This is a genomic window from Nonomuraea sp. NPDC050547 (assembly GCF_044457345.1).
Lineage (GTDB): Bacteria > Actinomycetota > Actinomycetes > Streptosporangiales > Streptosporangiaceae > Nonomuraea.
This window is the reverse complement of record NZ_JBITGW010000003.1, coordinates 463,409-480,141: the sequence shown is the minus strand read 5'-3', so window position 1 is coordinate 480,141 and position 16,733 is coordinate 463,409. Positions and strand designations below refer to the sequence as shown.

Annotated in this window: 15 protein-coding genes; 6 read left to right on the top strand and 9 right to left on the bottom strand. The window is 70.5% G+C overall.

Annotated elements, in window-relative coordinates:
* Window positions 1–21 precede the first annotated feature (21 nt).
* Complete coding sequence (locus ACIBHY_RS09855) at window positions 22–1,173, top strand: ROK family transcriptional regulator (protein ID WP_397249506.1); 1,152 nt, start codon at window positions 22–24, stop codon at window positions 1,171–1,173.
* Window positions 1,174–1,302: 129 nt separating this feature from the next.
* Here ACIBHY_RS09855 and ACIBHY_RS09850 read toward each other — a convergent pair whose 3' ends face one another.
* Together ACIBHY_RS09850 and ACIBHY_RS09845 are read right to left on the bottom strand one after the other, a co-directional pair.
* Window positions 1,303–2,712, bottom strand: a complete 1,410-nt coding sequence (locus tag ACIBHY_RS09850) for an MFS transporter (protein WP_397249507.1) — start codon at window positions 2,710–2,712, stop codon at window positions 1,303–1,305.
* A gap of 81 nt (window positions 2,713–2,793) precedes the next feature.
* Window positions 2,794–3,150, bottom strand: a complete 357-nt coding sequence (locus ACIBHY_RS09845) for an ArsR/SmtB family transcription factor (protein WP_379640233.1) — start codon at window positions 3,148–3,150, stop codon at window positions 2,794–2,796.
* A gap of 96 nt (window positions 3,151–3,246) precedes the next feature.
* Between ACIBHY_RS09845 and ACIBHY_RS09840 the strand changes: the two genes are divergently transcribed.
* On the top strand, window positions 3,247–4,371 hold the full coding sequence (locus ACIBHY_RS09840; RefSeq protein WP_397306451.1) for a hypothetical protein: 1,125 nt from the start codon (window positions 3,247–3,249) through the stop codon (window positions 4,369–4,371).
* Between the two features lie 41 nt (window positions 4,372–4,412).
* Here the strand turns inward: ACIBHY_RS09840 and ACIBHY_RS09835 are convergent, their stop codons facing one another.
* Together ACIBHY_RS09835 and ACIBHY_RS09830 are read right to left on the bottom strand one after the other, a co-directional pair.
* On the bottom strand, window positions 4,413–6,017 hold the full coding sequence (locus tag ACIBHY_RS09835; RefSeq protein WP_397249510.1) for a penicillin-binding transpeptidase domain-containing protein: 1,605 nt from the start codon (window positions 6,015–6,017) through the stop codon (window positions 4,413–4,415).
* Window positions 6,018–6,240: 223 nt separating this feature from the next.
* Window positions 6,241–7,485: a cryptochrome/photolyase family protein gene (locus ACIBHY_RS09830; protein ID WP_397306450.1), complete on the bottom strand. Its 1,245-nt coding sequence runs from the start codon at window positions 7,483–7,485 to the stop codon at window positions 6,241–6,243.
* 73 nt (window positions 7,486–7,558) lie between these two features.
* On the opposite strand from ACIBHY_RS09830, the gene ACIBHY_RS09825 reads away from it, so the two are divergent.
* Window positions 7,559–8,479, top strand: a complete 921-nt coding sequence (locus ACIBHY_RS09825) for a MerR family transcriptional regulator (RefSeq protein ID WP_397249514.1) — start codon at window positions 7,559–7,561, stop codon at window positions 8,477–8,479.
* Here the strand turns inward: ACIBHY_RS09825 and ACIBHY_RS09820 are convergent.
* The 3 genes from ACIBHY_RS09820 to ACIBHY_RS09810 are packed head-to-tail and all read right to left on the bottom strand — an operon-like array spanning window position 8,460 to window position 11,394.
* Entirely contained in the window at window positions 8,460–9,929 is a 1,470-nt protein-coding gene (locus ACIBHY_RS09820) for an SDR family oxidoreductase (protein ID WP_397306449.1), read from the bottom strand. The two genes, ACIBHY_RS09825 and ACIBHY_RS09820, sit on opposite strands and share 20 nt — an antisense overlap.
* 47 nt (window positions 9,930–9,976) lie before the next feature.
* Window positions 9,977–10,918: a YbgA family protein gene (locus ACIBHY_RS09815; RefSeq protein ID WP_397306448.1), complete on the bottom strand. Its 942-nt coding sequence runs from the start codon at window positions 10,916–10,918 to the stop codon at window positions 9,977–9,979.
* Window positions 10,915–11,394, bottom strand: coding sequence for an RNA polymerase sigma factor (locus ACIBHY_RS09810; RefSeq protein WP_397249521.1), 480 nt, complete (start codon window positions 11,392–11,394; stop codon window positions 10,915–10,917). The genes ACIBHY_RS09815 and ACIBHY_RS09810 overlap by 4 nt, the downstream gene beginning before the upstream one ends.
* 303 nt (window positions 11,395–11,697) lie before the next feature.
* Here ACIBHY_RS09810 and ACIBHY_RS09805 point away from each other — a divergent pair, with 303 nt between their 5' ends.
* Window positions 11,698–12,255: a hypothetical protein gene (locus ACIBHY_RS09805; protein WP_397306447.1), complete on the top strand. Its 558-nt coding sequence runs from the start codon at window positions 11,698–11,700 to the stop codon at window positions 12,253–12,255.
* A 162-nt stretch (window positions 12,256–12,417) separates the two neighbouring features.
* On the opposite strand, the gene ACIBHY_RS09800 is transcribed toward ACIBHY_RS09805, so the two are convergent.
* A complete protein-coding gene (locus ACIBHY_RS09800; protein WP_397306446.1) occupies window positions 12,418–14,286 on the bottom strand; it encodes a hypothetical protein in 1,869 nt (622 codons plus the stop codon).
* Window positions 14,287–14,656: 370 nt separating this feature from the next.
* Between ACIBHY_RS09800 and ACIBHY_RS09795 the strand changes: the two genes are divergently transcribed.
* Entirely contained in the window at window positions 14,657–15,076 is a 420-nt protein-coding gene (locus tag ACIBHY_RS09795) for a hypothetical protein (protein WP_397306445.1), read from the top strand.
* An 88-nt stretch (window positions 15,077–15,164) separates the two neighbouring features.
* Here the strand turns inward: ACIBHY_RS09795 and ACIBHY_RS09790 are convergent, their stop codons facing one another.
* Window positions 15,165–15,773: a TetR/AcrR family transcriptional regulator gene (locus ACIBHY_RS09790; protein WP_397306444.1), complete on the bottom strand. Its 609-nt coding sequence runs from the start codon at window positions 15,771–15,773 to the stop codon at window positions 15,165–15,167.
* A gap of 192 nt (window positions 15,774–15,965) precedes the next feature.
* Between ACIBHY_RS09790 and ACIBHY_RS09785 the strand changes: the two genes are divergently transcribed.
* Complete coding sequence (locus ACIBHY_RS09785; protein ID WP_397249531.1) at window positions 15,966–16,712, top strand: DUF998 domain-containing protein; 747 nt, start codon at window positions 15,966–15,968, stop codon at window positions 16,710–16,712.
* Window positions 16,713–16,733 lie beyond the last annotated feature (21 nt).

The window sequence follows — 16,733 nt, the reverse complement described above, 5'->3', positions numbered from 1 at the left end:
GACACCTGCATTAGGACGGCGATGGCCACACTTCGGGGCGGCGACCTGTCGCGGCTCAGGCAACTCAACTCCCTGACCGCGATCGGGGCCCTGCGCGGCGCGGGCCCGCTGACACTGTCCGCCCTGGCCAAACGCACCGGACTGTCGCGGCCCTCCATGAAGGAGGTCGTCGACGAGCTCATGCAGCTCGGCTGGGTGGAGGAGACCCCGCCCGCGCAGGGCACGATCGGCCGCCCCGCCCGCCGCTACCGCTTCCGGGCGAGCAGCGGCTACCTGGTGGGGCTCGACATCGGCGGCCACAACATCCGCGCCGCGCTGGCGAACCTCAACGGCGAGATCCTCGCCGAGACCCGCCAGCCCGTGCAGCCGGACACGCCCGTGGAGGAGCGGCTGGCCGCGATCGAACGCACCGTCGCGAGCTGCCTGGCGCTCGGCGGCAAGACGATCGCCGACGTGTGGATCGTCGCGGCCGGCACGATCGGCGTCATCACCCCCGAGGGCCGCATCCACTACTGCGCGGCGATCCCCGCCTGGACCGGGCTCGACCTGGCCGGGCGGCTGCGCGAGATGTTCCCCTGCGACGTCGTCGTCGAGAACGACAGCCGCCTGGCCGCCAGGGCCGAGTCCGAGCGCGGCACCGCCCGCGACGCCGACGACGTGGTCTTCCTGCACGTCGGACGCCGAATGGGGGCCGCGCTCATCATCGGCGGCAACGTCCACCGCGGGTTCGGCGCCGCGGCCGGCGAGATCGCGATGCTGCCGCAGGCCCAGTGGTTCGACGCGCCGGAGCACCTGCAGAACTGCTCGATCATCCCCCCGGACACCTCGCCCGCCGACGCCGCCGGCTACACGCTGGCGGCAGCCCGCGCGGGCGACCCCGTCGCGCTGGCCGCGGTCGAGCGGTACGTGGACGACCTGGCGGTGGGGACCAGCGCGATGGTCCTGCTGCTCGACCCGCAGGTGGTGGTACTGGGGGGCGGGTTCTCGCGCTCGGCCGACGTGCTGCTGCCCCCGCTGCGCGAGCGCCTGCGACGCACCTGCATCCGCCTGCCGGACGTGCGCGCGTCGACGCTGGGCGACGAATGCGTGGTCACCGGGGCCATCGACTACGCCGTCGCCCATCTCGACCTGCAACTCTTCACCCCCGACGTGCCTCTCCCCACGTCGCGCTGACCTTCCGCCCTTGACGGCCTTCCCGCCGTTTCGGGTGCTCTTCCGTCCCATCTTTTACGGCAAGCCGCCCCCACCACCGCCCGCCGACGTGGGCGGCGGCCCGTCGTCTCCACGCCCATCGGGCGCGTCTCACCTCACCGTGACGTCGCCCTCTTGACCTGCGCCCTGGGGCGCATGGCGGGCGGGCAGGTGGGCGCGGTGAAGGTGACGCATGCTGCGCGGCCCGGCCACGACCCCGGTTCGACGGGCACCCGCGGGCTCGGTCATGGGCTCGACCGCGGGCTTGATGGTGGACTCGGTCATGGGCTCGGCCGTGGGCTCGGAGTTGGGCTCGGTCGTGGGCCTGGTCTTGGGCCACAGGAGGCGGGCGGTGATCGCGGCGGTCACGGCCAGGCTTGTCAGCGCCGTCGCGGCGGCTGTCATGCCGGCGCTGGTCGCCAGCCAGCCCGCCAGCGGGTAGGTGACGAGCCAGGCGGCGTGGGACAGCGCGAACTGGGCGGCGAAGGCGGCGGGCAGGCCGGCCGATGTCACCGAGCGGCGGATGAGGCGGCCGGTCGGGGTGAGCACCGCGGCCGTGGCGGCGCCCAGGACCGCCCACGTGGACAGCATCGCCCACCAGGTCAGCGTTCCCGTGGCCAGCGTCGCGGTGATCGCGGCCAGGCCGGCGAACAGGGTGAACGATCCGGCCAGCATCACCGCGCGGTCGGACAGCCTCTCCAGGATTCCGGGCAGGAGCAGGGCCACGGCCATCGAGCCGGCCCCGAAGGCGCCCAAGGCCAGGGAGACCTCGCCGGTGCTGCGCTGCAGGTGCTCGCGGACCAGGACCACCGTGTTGACGATGACCATCGCACCGGCCGCCGCCACGGCCAGGTTCATGGCCAGCAGGGCGCGCAGGGGCGCCGTGGTCAGGAAGCGCCTGACGCCGGAGGCGGCCTTGGCGAAGGGGCCGGCGGCGTGGCGTACCGGCTGGGGCTTGGGCAGGACGACGGACAGCACGAAGGCGGCGGACGCCAGGAAGCCGAGAGCGGTGCCCATGAACAGCCAGTTGTAGGTGATCAGGCTGAGGAGGGCGGCGGCCAGGACCGGGCTGAGCAGGCTCTCCAGGTCGTAGGCGAGACGGGACAGGGACAGGGCGCGGGTGTAGTCGCGCTCCTTCGGCAGGAGTTCGGGGATGGTCGCCTGGAAGGTCGGGGTGAAGGCGGCCGAGGCCAGCTGGAGCAGGAAGATGAGCACGTAGATGTGCCACACCTGGCTGACGAACGGCAGCGCGAGCGCGACCCCCGCGCGGATCAGGTCGGAGCCGACCAGCAGCGCGCGGCGCGGGAGGCGGTCGGCGAAGGCGCCGATCACCGGGGCGACGCCGACGTAGGCCACCATCTTGATGGCCAGCGCGGTGCCGAGGATCGCGGAGGCGTCGGCCCCGGCGAGGTCGTAGGCGAGCAGGCTCAGCGCCACCGTGGCCAGTCCGGTGCCCACGAGGGCGACGACCTGGGCGGCGAACAGACGGCGGTAGGCACGATCGCGCAGTACCTGGAACATGGCCACGGTCCTCCCGGCTCGAACTCAACATATGCGTATATGCGCATGCGTTGAACTCAAAAAGGGCCGGGAAGATTCCCGCTAGGCGTGCCAGGGGTCGCCGGTCACCTTGTGCTCGGCGTGACTCAGCGCTTCGGTGACGAGATTGCGCAGGTGGCCGTCGCGCAACGAGTACACCACGCGGCGCCCCTCCCTGCGCGACTGCACCAGACTGGCCAGCCGGAGCTTGGCCAGGTGCTGGCTGACGGCGGGCTGCGCCGCGCCGCTGGCCGCGGCGAGGTGGCTCACGTCCGCCTCCCCCTCCGACAGCAACCACAGCAGATGCAGCCGCGTCGAGTCGGCCAGCAGGCCGAACACCCGGCTCGCGGCGTCCAGCTGCTCCCGGTCGGGCACCGGCCGGTGCCGATGAACCGTTCGGGACGAGGGCTGATCGCTCATGCAGTCATCGTAGGGCGAGGCGCGCGGGCGCGAACTTTCCCGGTCCGAGCGCTCTCCAACATGGAGTAAGCACCAGTTCCCGACGGGGGGATCACGATGGACATGTCAACCTGCCTGCGGTCGGCCGCGGTGATCGCGCTGGCCGCGGTCGGCTGCGCGGTGCCGGCCGGCGCCGCGGGGGCGTCGACGCCGGGCAAGCCGCCGGCTTTACCGGAATCCGGCGCGGGGGCCGCGGCCTTCGCCTATCTGTGCGCCGCGGGCAAGGATCTGCTGCCCACCGGCAAGTGCGACGCCTGGCGCGTGGTGACGCTCGACGGGCGGGTCTACTCCTTCCCGGAGGCGCTCGCGTACGAGAAGGGCAAGAAGGCCGACGACGCCGGCGAGGCGGGGGCCTTCGCCATCAGCCCGGACGGCGCCCGCGTCGCCTACCAGCGCGCTTCCGACGACCGCGTGGTGGTCCGGGACCTGGGCACGGGGCAGACCTGGGAGCTTCCCCACCGGGCGCCGAAGGGGTCGGTCGGCTCGCCGTTCGGCCTGAGGTTCGTGCGGGACGGCGGCGGCCTGGCGATCACCCACCCGCGCTACTCCGACAGCCCGGTCACCACCTACGTCGAGGTGGAGGCGGGCACGGCGCGGAACATGCCCAAGGGCCTGACGCTGCTGGACGTCGAGCCCGGTTCGGGACGGGTGACCTTGCTGAGCGAGCCCGGGATCGGGCAGCGGGGCTGGTTCCGCACGGTCGCTGACGGGCGCACGACCAAGGCCAAGATCCCGGAGAAGGCCGGCAAGCACCTCATCTGGGGCGCCTTCGCCGCGCGCGACGGCCGGGCGGCGAACCTGGTGCCCAAGGGCCCGCCCGCGTGCGGGCCGGACATGACGCCGGTGTGGCTGACGGTGTACTCCACCACGACGGGCAAGATGACCAAGGTCAAGCCGAGGCTGCCGGCCGACGTGAACCGGGCCGACGCGATCGACTGGCTCGGCACGGACGAGATCGTGGCCGCGGCCAGCCGGGAACGTCCGGGCAAGAAGGAGTCCACGGTGCTGGGCGCCTACGTCTACGCGGTGAACGTCAAGTCGGGCGCCTCCCGGCTGCTGACCAAGCTGTCCACCGGCGAGCACGTCTTCGAGGAGCGGCTGGTGGTGGGCGGCTACGCGGCGGTGAAGACCGGCGCGGCGGGGGGCAAGATCGCCAAGCCGGGCAAGCGCGGCTGCGAGTGAGCGCTGGGGGCAACCCGCCGGGTTGCCCCCTTTTACCGGCCTTACAGGCCGCGCAGGAACGCCGCGGCGACCGGGGCCGCGACCTTGCCGCCACCACCGCCGCCCTCCACCACGATGGCGAAGGCCAGCGAGCCCTTGTAGCCCATGAACCAGGCGTGGGAGTCGAGCTTGGGGCCGCTGCCGTACTCGGCGGTGCCGGTCTTGCCGCGGGTGCCGCCGGGTAGCCCGGCAGCCTTGGCGGTGCCCTTGGTGACCACGGCCGACATCATCGAGCCCAGCTTGTCGCTCACGCCCTCGGGCAGTTCGCGCGGCTCGGCCTTCTGCTTCATGTCGGGTACGAGCGTGGGCGGGCGCCAGGTGCCGTCGGCGATCGCGGCGGCCACCGAGGCCATGGTGAGCGGGCTGGCGGTGATGCGGGCCTGGCCGAAGGACTCGGCCGCCAGCTCCGCGTCCGACTCGGCCTTGGGGAAGCTCGGTTTGGTGGCGGGCACGCCGATCGCCAGCGGCTGGTTGAAGCCGACCCGCTCGGCCGTCTCCAGCAGCTTGGCGGCGCCGAGGTGCCGCTGGGCGAGGGGGGCGAAGGTGGTGTTGCAGGAGTAGGCGAAGGAGTCGGAGAAGCTGAGCGAGCCGTACTCGGCCCGCTCGGAGTTGCGGATCTTCAGCCCGCCGACGGTGGCGTACTTGGGGCAGGTGACCCGCTCCTGCGGGCCGACGCCTCCGGCCAGCAGTCCGATGGCGGTGACCGCCTTGAACGTCGAGCCGGGCGCGTACCGTCCGTTGATGGCCCGGTCGAAGCCGCCCCGGTTGTTGACCACGGCCTTGATCTCGCCGCTGTCGCTCTCGACGGCGACGAGCGCGGCCGGCTTGTCCAGGTCCTTGACGGCGGCGACGGCGGCGTCCTGGACGCGCGGGTCCAGGGTGGTCTCCACGCTCCCGCCCTTCTCGCCGTCGATCGTCTCCAGCGTTTTGCCGCCGAGCTGGATCTCGGTGGTGGGCGTGCCGGCCAGGCGCTTCTGGAAGTTCTCCTGCAGACCGCCCCGGCCAACGGCCTGGCCGACCTTGTAGGAGGGGCCGAGCTGTTCGATGTCCTTCTTGGTCGCCTTGTCCAGGAACCCGACCAGTTGCTGCACCGAACCGCCCACCTGGCCGGTGTCGATGCGCGCGCCGGTGCTGTCGGTGATCTCGCCGCGCTCCGGCCAGCGCGTCTTGAGCGCGAACGCGGCGCCGTTGCTCATCGACGGGTGCAGGGTCTGCGGCGTCCAGTCGACCTTCCAGGTGCGGTCGGTCACCTTCACGGGGATCTGTCCCTGGTAACTCCAGTCGCCGACGTTCTTGAGCTTCATGCTCGCCGTGTACGGCACCGCCGAGCGCCCGTCCTTCTCCGGGGCCGCCTGGCCGAGCGTGACCTTGAGCGTCTCCATGGCCAGGCCGGTGCGCATCTGCTCGTACCCGGCCAGCGACTGCGGCGCCGCGAGCTCCCTGGTCATGGCCGCGTTGTCGCCGTTCTGCCAGGCGGCGGCGAAGCGCCCGGCGGTCTCGGCCGGACTTCCCGTGGTGCGCAACAAGAAGTAGGCGCCGGTGCCGGCGGCCCCCAGCGCCACCACCGTCACCACGGAAACGATCGCGATGGTCGTACCACGCGCCACAGCTCAGCCCCCTGCTCGTCGACGGATCCCCGAGCTTAGTAGGCGACAAATCCTGACATGTCCCACTTTCTCGGATCGCCTTGCCCGTCCCATCCTTCCCACATTCCCCACCCGGCGGCTGACCAGCCCTCTGCCTCCACGTCAGACCCGACCCGGCCGATTCTCCGCCCCCGGCCGCCCCAGCGCACCACGATCGGCAAAGGCCGGCCCCGTGCCGAGGCCGTCACAGGGAAACCGGCGGCGGGTAGCCGGGGATCGGCCGGGGGGCGCGCCACGGCTCGTGGATCAGCTCGGCGGGGACGCCGGCCAGTTCGGGGATATGGCGGCGCACGTACGCGCCGTCGGGGTCGAAGCGCCTGGCCTGGCGGATCGGGTTGAACGTGCGGTTGGGACGGGTGTCGTTGCCGGTGCCCGCGATCCACTGCCAGTTGCCGGAGTTGTTGGCGACCTCGCCGTCGAGCAGCAGCTCGAAGAAGTGGGCGGCGCCCGCCCGCCAGTCGACGCGCAGGTGCTTGACGAGGTAGGAGGCGGTGATCATGCGGGCGCGGTTGTGCATCCACCCCTCGGCGAGCAGCTGGCGCATCCCGGCGTCCACGATCGGGACGCCGGTCTGGCCGGCGGCCCATGCCTCGGTGGCGCCGGGGTCGTCGCTCCAGCGGTGGCCGCGCGGGCGGTAGTCGGCGCGCGCGATGTCCGGGAAGGCGAAGGTCACCTGGTGGTGGAAGTCGCGCCAGCACAGCTGCCTGATGAAGGGCTCGTTGCCGTGTCCGGCCAGTTCCAGGGGTGACAGGCAGCCGAAGCGCAGGTAGGGGCTCAGTCTGGAGGTACGGTCCCCGGCGAGGTCGTCGTGCCTGTCGGAGTAGTCGTCGAGATGGGCGCCGATCCAGGCGCGCATGCGGGCGCGGGCATGGGTCTCGCCGCCGGGTATCGCGCCCCAGCGCGGCGCGTGCGGGATCTTTCCCGGCTCCAGGTCATCCGGGACCGTGATCGTGGCCGGGACCGGCGCGAGAGCACGCCGTTCCGCCTGGGTCCAGGCTCGCCAGTAGGGGGTGAAGATCCGGTAGTGGTCGCTTCCGGCGGGCCGCAGCCGCCCGGGCGGGACGACGGTCACGCCGGGGAAGAGGTGCAGGCCGATCCGCTCGGCCGCCAGCCGCCGTTCTCTTCGGCGGGCCAGGGCGCTGACGTCGGCGGAGGCGAAGACCGCTTCCGCGGCGACCCGCCGGGCCAGGCGCACGGTTTCGGCCACGGTGTCGCCGTGCCGTACGAACAGATCGGCGCCCTTGGCGCGCAGGCGGGCGCGCAGGTCGGTGAGGCTGTCGAGCAGGAAGCTCGTGCGGCGGCCCGCGGGCACGGCGGGATCGAGCACGAACAGCGGAACCACCGTGCGGGCGCGCTCGCAGGCGGCGGCCAGCGCGGGGTGGTCGTGCAGACGCAGGTCCCGGTTGAACAGGACGATCACAGTATCCATCACCAGCGTGTTCGCGGCCGCCACGGTCCCGGTTGCAACTTCGGGGGGCCGGCGTCCGAAAGAATGAGGGAAGATGTCGACCGAGAACGCGCCTGCCGAGGAGCCGGGATACGGCATTGGAGCCGTGGCCAGGCGGCTTGGTGTGCCCGCTCCCACGTTGCGCACCTGGAACCTGCGCTATGGCATCGGCCCGAGCCGGCGCAGCCCGGGCGGCCATCGCCGCTACGACCAGGCGGATCTGCGCCGGTTGGAGGAGATGGCCCGGCTGATCCACCAGGGGGTCGCGCCCGCGGACGCCGCACGCGAGGCCCTGGGGGTCCGGCTGGACGAGACGCCGGCGGTCGCCGAGGTCCCGCGCCCCCCGTCACCACGCCTGCCGGAGGCGGCGGTGCCATCGGCGGACATGCTGGCGCGGGCGGCGGCGGTGCTGGACGGCCGCACGCTCGACGAGGGCCTGTCGGCGGCGCTGAGCCGGCACGGCGTGGCGTGGACGTGGCAGCGGCTCGTCCTGCCGGTCTTCGGGACGATCAGCAGGGGCCAGGAGCGCACGGGGACGGGGATCGAGGTCGAGCACGTGTTCTCCGACCGGGTGATGGCCGCCCTGCATCCACTGATCGCCCGGCCGGCCGCGCCCGTCAACGTCCGTCCCGCGCTGCTGGCGTGTGCCGAGGACGAGCAGCACAGCCTGCCCGTCTACGCGCTGGCCGCGACGCTCGCGACGCGGTGCCGCCTGGAAAGCCGGGTGCTGGGCGCCCGCACGCCGACGTCCGCGCTGGCCGGCGCGATGCGGGCGCTGTCGCCGGGGGTGGTGTTCGTGTGGTCGCAGCAGCCGGCGACCGGGGATCCGGAGCCGCTGGGCGCGCTGCCCGCGCTGCGCCCGCCGTACCGGCTCATGGTGGGAGGGCCGGGCTGGCGGGGCGAATTGCCGCGCGCGGCCGTGCGGGTCGGCTCGCTGGAGGACGCCGTGCGGGCGATCACCGCGGCGCTGACGTGATCGGCGCCGCGGCGGCGATCACGTTGCGGGGCATTCTGCCGAAGATGAGCCGGTGGAACGGCGCGAGCGCCCACCAGTACACGTGTCCGGCCAGCCCGCGCGGGTGGAACAGCGCGCGCTGCTCGTAGACCGTCCGCCCGTCCTTGACGTGGACCCCGAGTTCGAGCCAGGCCGCCCCGGGCAGCCGCATCTCGGCGCGCAGGCGCAGGAGCCGGCCGGGCTCGATCTCCTCCACGCGCCAGAAGTCGATGGTGTCGCCGACCCGCAGCAGGCGTGGGTGGCGGCGGCCGCGTCGCAGGCCCACGCCGCCCATGACGCGGTCCAGGACGCCGCGCAGGCGCCAGGCGACGGGCAGGGAGTACCAGCCGTTCTCGCCGCCGATCGCCTCGATGACCCGCCACACCGCCTCGGGCGTGACGTCGGTGCTCTGGGTGCGGTGGTCGATGTAGAGGCTGCCGCCGGCCCAGCCGGGGTCGGTGGGCAGCGGGTCGCTGGGCGCGCCCGGGGTGGAGGCCGAGGACCAGCGGGTGTCGACGTCGGCCTCCTTGATCTTCTTGAGCGCCAGCTCGCACGCGTGGCGGAAGCCGATCAGGTCGTGCGGAGGGTCGGGGACGTATCGGGCGATGTCGTGTTCCCGGCAGACGGTCTCGTTACGCAGCGACTCCACCAGAGGCCGGGCGATGGCGGCGGGAACGGGGGTGACCAGTCCGACCCAGAGGCTGGACAGCCAGGGGCTCAGCAGCGGAACCGAGATGATCAGCCGGGGCGGCAGGCCGGCCGTGGCGGCGTAACCGCGCATCATGTCGGCGTAGGTGAGCACGTCCGGGCCGCCGATGTCGAAGGCGCGGTCGACCTCGCCGGGCACCGACGCCCAGGCGGTCAGGTAGCGGAGCACGTCGCGGACGGCGATCGGCTGGGTCCGGGTGCGCACCCATCGCGGAGTCGTCATCAGCGGCAGCCGTTCGGTGAGATGCCTGAGCATCTCGAACGAGGCGGAACCCGAGCCGATGATCACGCCCGCGCGCAGCACGACAGCGGGCACCGCGCCGTCGAGCAGGACCCGCGCCACCTCGGCGCGCGAGCGCAGGTGCGGCGACAGATCCTCGTCGGCCGCCAGCCCGCCCAGATAGACGATCCTGTCCACGCCCGCCGCCTCGGCCGCCTCGGCGAAGACGTGCGCGGCCCGGCGGTCGGCGGCGGCGAAGTCCCGTCCCCCGCCCATGGTGTGAATCAGGTAGTAGGCCACCTCCACGCCCTCCAGCGCCGCCCGCGTGGCGTCGGCGTCGAGCGCGTCGGCGGCGGCGATCTCGGTCCGGTCGGCCCACGGCAGGTCACGCAGCCGCGCGGGTGAGCGGACCATGCAACGTACCTGGTGGCCCGCGGCCAGCAGGCTGGGCACGAGACGCCCGCCGATGTAGCCGCTCGCCCCGGTCACCAGGCAAAGCGCCATGATTCTCCGCCCTTCTTCGCGGCTCGTGCGGGTCGTCGGTGAGCTGATCAGGCGGGCACGTGGTTGCGCAGCCGCAGCGTGTCGGGATAGGGGGCGAGGTAGCTTTGGTCGCGCACGTATCCGGCGTCCTGCCCGCGCGCGTGGTGGCGCACCAACGTGGCGGGCACGCTGAGCGGCACCAGGCCCGCCCGGTAGGAGTCGATGACCGCGAGCAGGTCGTCACGCCGGGCCTTGTCCAGGGTCAGCATGCCCAGGCAGTGATGCAGCACGTTGACGGTCCTGCCCAGGGTCGCCCTCTTCGCCAGCGACCCCCGGAAGGCGTCGGCGTAGGCGCGGGCCAGTTCCTCGCGCGCGCCGCTACCCGCACCGGCCACGATCCGGCCCGCCCGCCGGTATCCGACAGGGTCATGGGCGAGGATCTGCATCTTGTGCCGAGAGTGGAAGGCCACCAGGTCCCGCGGGCGCCAGTCGCCGGCCAGGAGCTCGCGCAACCGCGCGTGCGCGAAGACCCGCTCGACGAAGGACTCCCTCAGCAGCGCGTCGTTCAGCCGCCCTTCGTCCTCTACCGGAAGCAGCGGATGCGCGCGCAGGATGACGTCGGCGAACAGGCCCCGACGGCGGCGGTCGATCGGCGGGCCGTCCGGGAGGTAGAGCGCCACTCCATGGATCCCGCAGGTCGGGCTCTTGGCCTTGAACACGTACCCGTCGACGTCGAGGACGGCGGCGCGGCGCCCGGCCAGAGCGGTCATCCGGTCGGTGAGGTCCACGCTGGTCTTGCGCACCTTCAGGCGCGGCCCGGCGGCCTCGTTCTCCAGGCGCAGGGTGTCGCGCGGCGCGCCCAGCCCGAGCTCCATCTCCGGGCAGATCGGCATCCAGTCGACGAACGGCGCCAGCAGCCCGGTGAGGAACCGGTCGCGGCTGTGGCCGCCGTTGAACCGGACCGGTTCGCCGAGCAGGCAGCTGGAGACGGCGATCACCGGCCGGTTCATGCCGCCGCCAGAAGGGTGTGCAGGCGGTGCAGTCCACGCGCGGTCCTGGCCTTGACCGTTCCGAGCGGCACGTGCAGGCGTTCGGCGATCTCGCGCTGGCTGAGCTCGCCGTAGTACGCCAGCTCGATGGCCTCACGCTGAGGATCGGGCAGTACGGCCAGCGCCTGCCGGACCCGGTCACGGTCGGCCAGCCGCTCGATGTCGACGCGCCCGTCCTGCCCCGGCGGATCCGCCACCACGTCGAGCGAGACCGTGCTCAGGCGGCGTACCCGCAGATGGTCGACGGCCCGCCGGTGGGCGATGCTCAGCAGCCACGTCTCCAGGCTCCGGTCCGGGTCATAACGCGCCCTCGAGCGCCACACCTCGGCGAACACCACCTGCGCGACGTCGTCGACCTCCTGCCACGGGATCAACCGGCGCAGGTACGACCGGACCAGCGCCGCGTGGGTGCGGAAACAGTCGTTGATCGGTTCCATGGCGCCTCCCCCGAAAAATAACCTCTTCAAAAGTTATTCAATCGCGGTGGCCGCCCGCGTACAACCAAGCCGGCGAAGATTCCTTCCAAGGGTTGGCCGCCTCACGCCCGGCCCGCCTTGCTTGGCGCGCATGAGGCAGCCGGGGATCGTCCCTGCCAAGGGCTTCCGCGCGTACTCCTCGCTCGAGATCGGGACACAATGGCGTTATTGGATTTCGAATCCAGTTTGGGTCTTGTCGGGCCTGGAGCTCCAGGGGATGGTGAGGGCGCGCGGTTCGAAGCCCCGGACAAGGAAGGCACGCTCATGGCACGTCGCTCCTTACAGGCTCTCGCCCTGCTCGCCGTAGCGCTGCTCACGCCGGCGCTCATCCCCGCCGCGGCGCACGCCGACCCCGCCGTCTTCCCGCTGGTCGACCAGGCGGGCCCGCCGCCCGCGGGCGCCGCCGCGCTCGCACCGGGCGACATCCGGATCGTGGCCGTACAAAGCGACCAAGGCTGGATCAACTGCCAGCGGCCCTCGCTGTCCACCGGTTTCGGCCCGGTCGCGCAGTGCAGCATGATCTCCGGAGGCAAAGCCCGTTTCGGGCTCTACAGCCCCTTCACCAATGACTTCGGCCCCAGCACCGACTGGCTGGACGTGCTCGACGGCCGCGGCTTCCGCTTCGCATGTACGGCTACCGCCGAATCGGGCGGCGCGGCCGGCACCTGCCTGGGCGGCCCGATCGTCAACACCGCCTTCGGCGGCGGCTACAAGGCCACGCGGTATCAGGCCACCCGGGGCCGCTGGGGCTGGTGGAACGTGGTGACCACCCGGTTCTACCCCGACGGCGACGGCGCCTGGTCACCCCGGGTCAACGACTGACATATCAGCGGAGCCGTCCATCGCGGGCCAAGCCACGGCTCCCGGCGACTGATCGATGCCCTTGCGGGCGTGGTTGACGCGGGTCGCCGCCGGAAAGGCGGCCACGTCTGAAATCCTCCAGAGAGTGGACCGCGCGAGCCTCCGTCGAACGGACCGGCGCGGCTACCTCCAGACGCACGTGGGCGGCCGCCCATCGTCGATCGGGATGTCGCACAGGGAGCTGAACAGTTCGCCGTCGACGAACACCTTGATCGTATGCCGCCCAGTCCGCTCAACCCGGACCGGTGCACCCTGGAGAGACGAGATCTCCTCTGTCCGGGCGTGGACCCCCCGGGCTCGCTCACGCGTGGCGCGGGTCACGCGCCCTGCCAGGTTCTCACCGGCCGGCCAGAGGACCACATACACATCCTTTGCGGTGCCGAAGCCCGCACGGGTCCCGAACTGACCTGTGTAATTGCGGCGGATGATCCCGTAACAGCAGTTCCCTCCGCCTGTGCCCCACTCGTGCAGGAAGAAGCGTGGCATGTCCGGCCTCGACGGAGAAGAAGGCGTCCGAGCCGGGTTCGAGGCGGGAGCCGACGGTGATGGGATGGGCGTGGCCCGCGGGATGCGCCACAGGGTGAAAACCCGATCTCCCAGGTGGAGAGTGCCGTCGGCCTTGATCTCCTGGCCGAAGGCACCGATCTTCCCTTCGGCCTTCAACTCCGGCTCGATCTTGAACTCGCCCTTGAACTCCTGTCGTGAGCTGGTGACTTCGGGGCCGGCGGTGACACGGAAGCCCAGGCTCACCTCGGCCGTTCCAAAGGGAATCGGGTCTTTCCCCTTCAACCCGATCTCGAAGCCCAGCGAGGCGCCGAAGGACGACTCGTGCCCGGGAAGGTCCGGCGGAGCGTTCACCAGGTCGTTGTCCAGGTCGGCGTCGCCATGAAACCCGCCGTCATCGGAGTCGTAGCCGGCCTCGAATCCGATCCGTGTCCGAGCCTCGATCTTGCCGGAGTTCCAGGTCGCCTTCGCCTCGGCCTTGGCCTTGCCGACAATGTTGAACTCGCATTCCAGTGAGATCGGCCCGATCCTGGCGATTTCTCCAGGGAGGCTGTCGCAGCCGAGGGGAACCTCGCGCTCCATCTCGCAGGTGAGCGCAGCTTCGATGTCGGCTTCTATCCCGTGCGTGAGAGTCAGCCGGGCGCCGACCGCGAGTGAGACGGATTTCGGCGCGTACGGAACGCCGAATGCCTTTTTCCACGCCACCTCCGGGCCATCACCGGTGAAGTCGAAAGACGCCTCCTTCAACTCATAGGTGATCTTGGCCGAAACGGCACTTGCTTCATCCTTCGCCGAACAGGCTCTTACTTTGGTGTCGGCCGAGAACTCCACCGAGGCGAGCGGATCATCTTTGTAGGCCACCGGCCGCATCAGGGAAAGGCTTCGCTGGCGGACGCGGACCACACCGGCGGGAAGAACGTCGTCCAATGCGGCCGGGGAAGTATCGACGATGATCTGATCACCGGCACGCCTCGTAGCCTCAACTCGACGCACGAGCATGTGCGGAACTCCCGGGCCCTCCCCCGAAATCAGATAACGCCCGGCCGCGAGCGTGCCCGCCATCGGCGAGTCGGCCCGGAGATGGACTTTCGCGCCGCGCACCCGGACAACGTCTCGCGCAGGCTGGAGCACCGTGGTCGTATCCGGGATCACCACCCGATAAGCCGCCCTCGCAGTCGTGACACGGCCTTGCGCCACGGTGACGTGCCGAACGTCATCGGCGGGGTAGTACACCTGCGCGTCACTCCGAACAGGGTGAATGGCCAAGCTGTAGCGACCTGGCGGCACAGCCCGCACGTCCGGGGCGGTGACGGTGTAGGTGGTGGATTTCGGGCCGGAAACCACCACCTTCGCCGCTGTGTCAGGAGGCAGGCCGGGGATGTCGACGCGCAGCAGCGTGGCCGGCTGGAACCGGGCCACCCCGATGACGGCCACAGCCACGCCCGTCAGCAGGGCCGCGATGACGGCGATCGAACGGAACCGTTTCACTGGTCCCTCCTCCGCAGACGTCAACGTCTCACAAAGGATCAGCCGCGGCAATCAGGCCCATGGCTCGAAGGGGCCTGCCAGGGCGTCGAGAATCGCTGATAATTCTCCTCCCGAAAGGACATCCACCCGCGGCCGAGGCCATGGTGCACCGTTACAAGACATCAGCTCCGGTTTACCGGCTGGGCGTCGTCGTCTCCTTTATCGACCGGGTCCGGGGCGTCCGTCATGTTCCCGGGTCGGTTCGACCGGAAGGACGGTCCCTCGGATTACAGACCTCTTACCGAGCCGCTTCGCAGGTTGATCACGAGGCCGGAACCGATCGATATTCATGGTCACGGTTGCCGACGCATCGGATGCCAGAGGAGTTCCCGTGGCGAAGCTCAGCGTGCAAGCGAACCAGCGACGAGTCCGACCGCTCTTACGGTCAGCGCTCAGCGCCGCCGCACTGATTCTGCTCATTGCGGCCTGTAGCAGGTCGGTCGACGCGGCCACGGCCTGCACGGAGGCCTTCAAAGTGATCGACGCCGCAGAAACCAGGTCGAACCAGCAAGCCACCGCCCGTGCTGACACGGCGACGATAGCGAAGACCTTCGCCGACGCCGGAGACGGCCTGCAGAAGGTCGAAAACGAATCGTCAGATCCGGAGGTGGCGAAGCGGATCGGCAGGGTACGCGGCTCGTACACCTTCCTCCTGAACCAGGCCGCGGGCGACGGGAACTTCGCCCTCCCCCTGGCCATGGTGAAGCAGACCGTCCAGGACCTGCGCGATCACTGCAAGTCGAAGGGGTGATCGCGGGCGCCGGCCGAACGGTCACGCGTCACGCTGCGGCCTCCGCCGACATCTAGTACCGCCTGCGTCTGACCCGCGGCGACCATTTTCAACAACATTGCGTGGCTTCGTCCTGGTACTGCGTCCAGCCCTCATCGAGGAGTCGGAATCCTGCATCGATGGTCGACTCCGGATCGGCGTCGCGGGTGGCGTTGAGTTGTATCTGGAGGGCGAACCGGACGTAGAAGCGGATCTCGTCGCTCGGTTCGGTGAGCCCGAAGTCCTCGGTGATCGCTGCGATCAGGGCGTCTTCGTGGCGGAACCACATCCGTTCGGCGTACTCGACGAGGGCGGGTGTCTGTTCCATCAGGGCGAGGATCTGGCGTTGGGGTTCAGTTCCGAACCCGGCGATCTCCGCGAGGTAGTGGGACTTGAGAGCGGCGGAGATCGAGGTCCCCGGCGGCCGGTCACGGATCGCGGCCACGAGCTGCTCGTGCCGCTCGTCCTCGTCGCCGAACGCGAGGGCCTCTTTCTGCGGGAAGTGGGCGAAGACGGTGGTCGGCGACACGTCGGCCTTGTCAGCGATCTCGCGCACGCTCACAGCGTCGAAACCACGCTCAAGGAACAGCTCGTGCGCGGCTTCCACGATCAACGCCCGGGTCGCGGCCTTCTTACGTTCCCGCCGCCCCGGCCGGTGCACATCGCTCATGCCCGTCATCGTACTGGATCCAGCCAATAGTTGGCTTGACACCTAAACTGGTATCGATACAGTCATGTACTGACACCAGGTTGAAGACGCTGGGGCAGCCGGACGAAGCAACCAGGCACTGACCCGAACCAGCGGGCCCGGGACGCCTCTCCACAGACATCCGAAAGCCCCGTCATCGCGAGCCACCGAAAGAAGGCAACCGTGAACGACCTAGAGACCGAGCCGCTCGCCTCAAGCGGTGATCGGATGATGCAACGTCGCACCGCCGGTGCCGTACTCATCGCCGGAGGATTCATCTTCTTCCTCGCCGAATTCATCGCCGCCGCGGCCTGGACGAATCCTCCCTACAGCTACACCCACCACTACATCAGCAACCTCGGCGTCCGCGGCCCTTCAGAGGCATTCGGGCAGTTCATGAACTCGCCGCTCGCGTGGGTCATGAACACCGGCTTCTTCCTCTTCGGAATCACCCTGTTCATCGGTGCCGCCATGCTCAGGGGGCTGCACGGCCGGCGCCGCTGGGCGGTGCTCACACCGGCGGCTCTGCTGGCTGCTGGCGGCGTCCTGCTGGCGTTCTTCCCCGGATCCGGCGAAACGGCGAACAACGCGGCCATCGACTATCACGCGCTGGGCGCCTTTGCCGGCATCGGCGGCGGCAACATCCTCATCATCGTTCTTGGACGGCTCCACCGAGACGCCGGAATCACTCAGAAGACCGGCAAGGCCATGGTCATCCTCGGTGTGATCGGCCTCCTGGCTCTGGTGGGCTTCCTCACTCTCGCCGGCTCAGGAACCAACGTCCTCATCGGCCTTGTCGAACGCGGCGCCGTCTACCCGCTCCTGATCGGCCTCATCTGCGCGGGAGCATCCATCAGAACCAGCACCACTCCAGAACACACCAGAGACGCACTCCCCCAACCCGGACGAGATCACCAGCACGGCACCTGAAGATCCCTGGCGGACGACGCT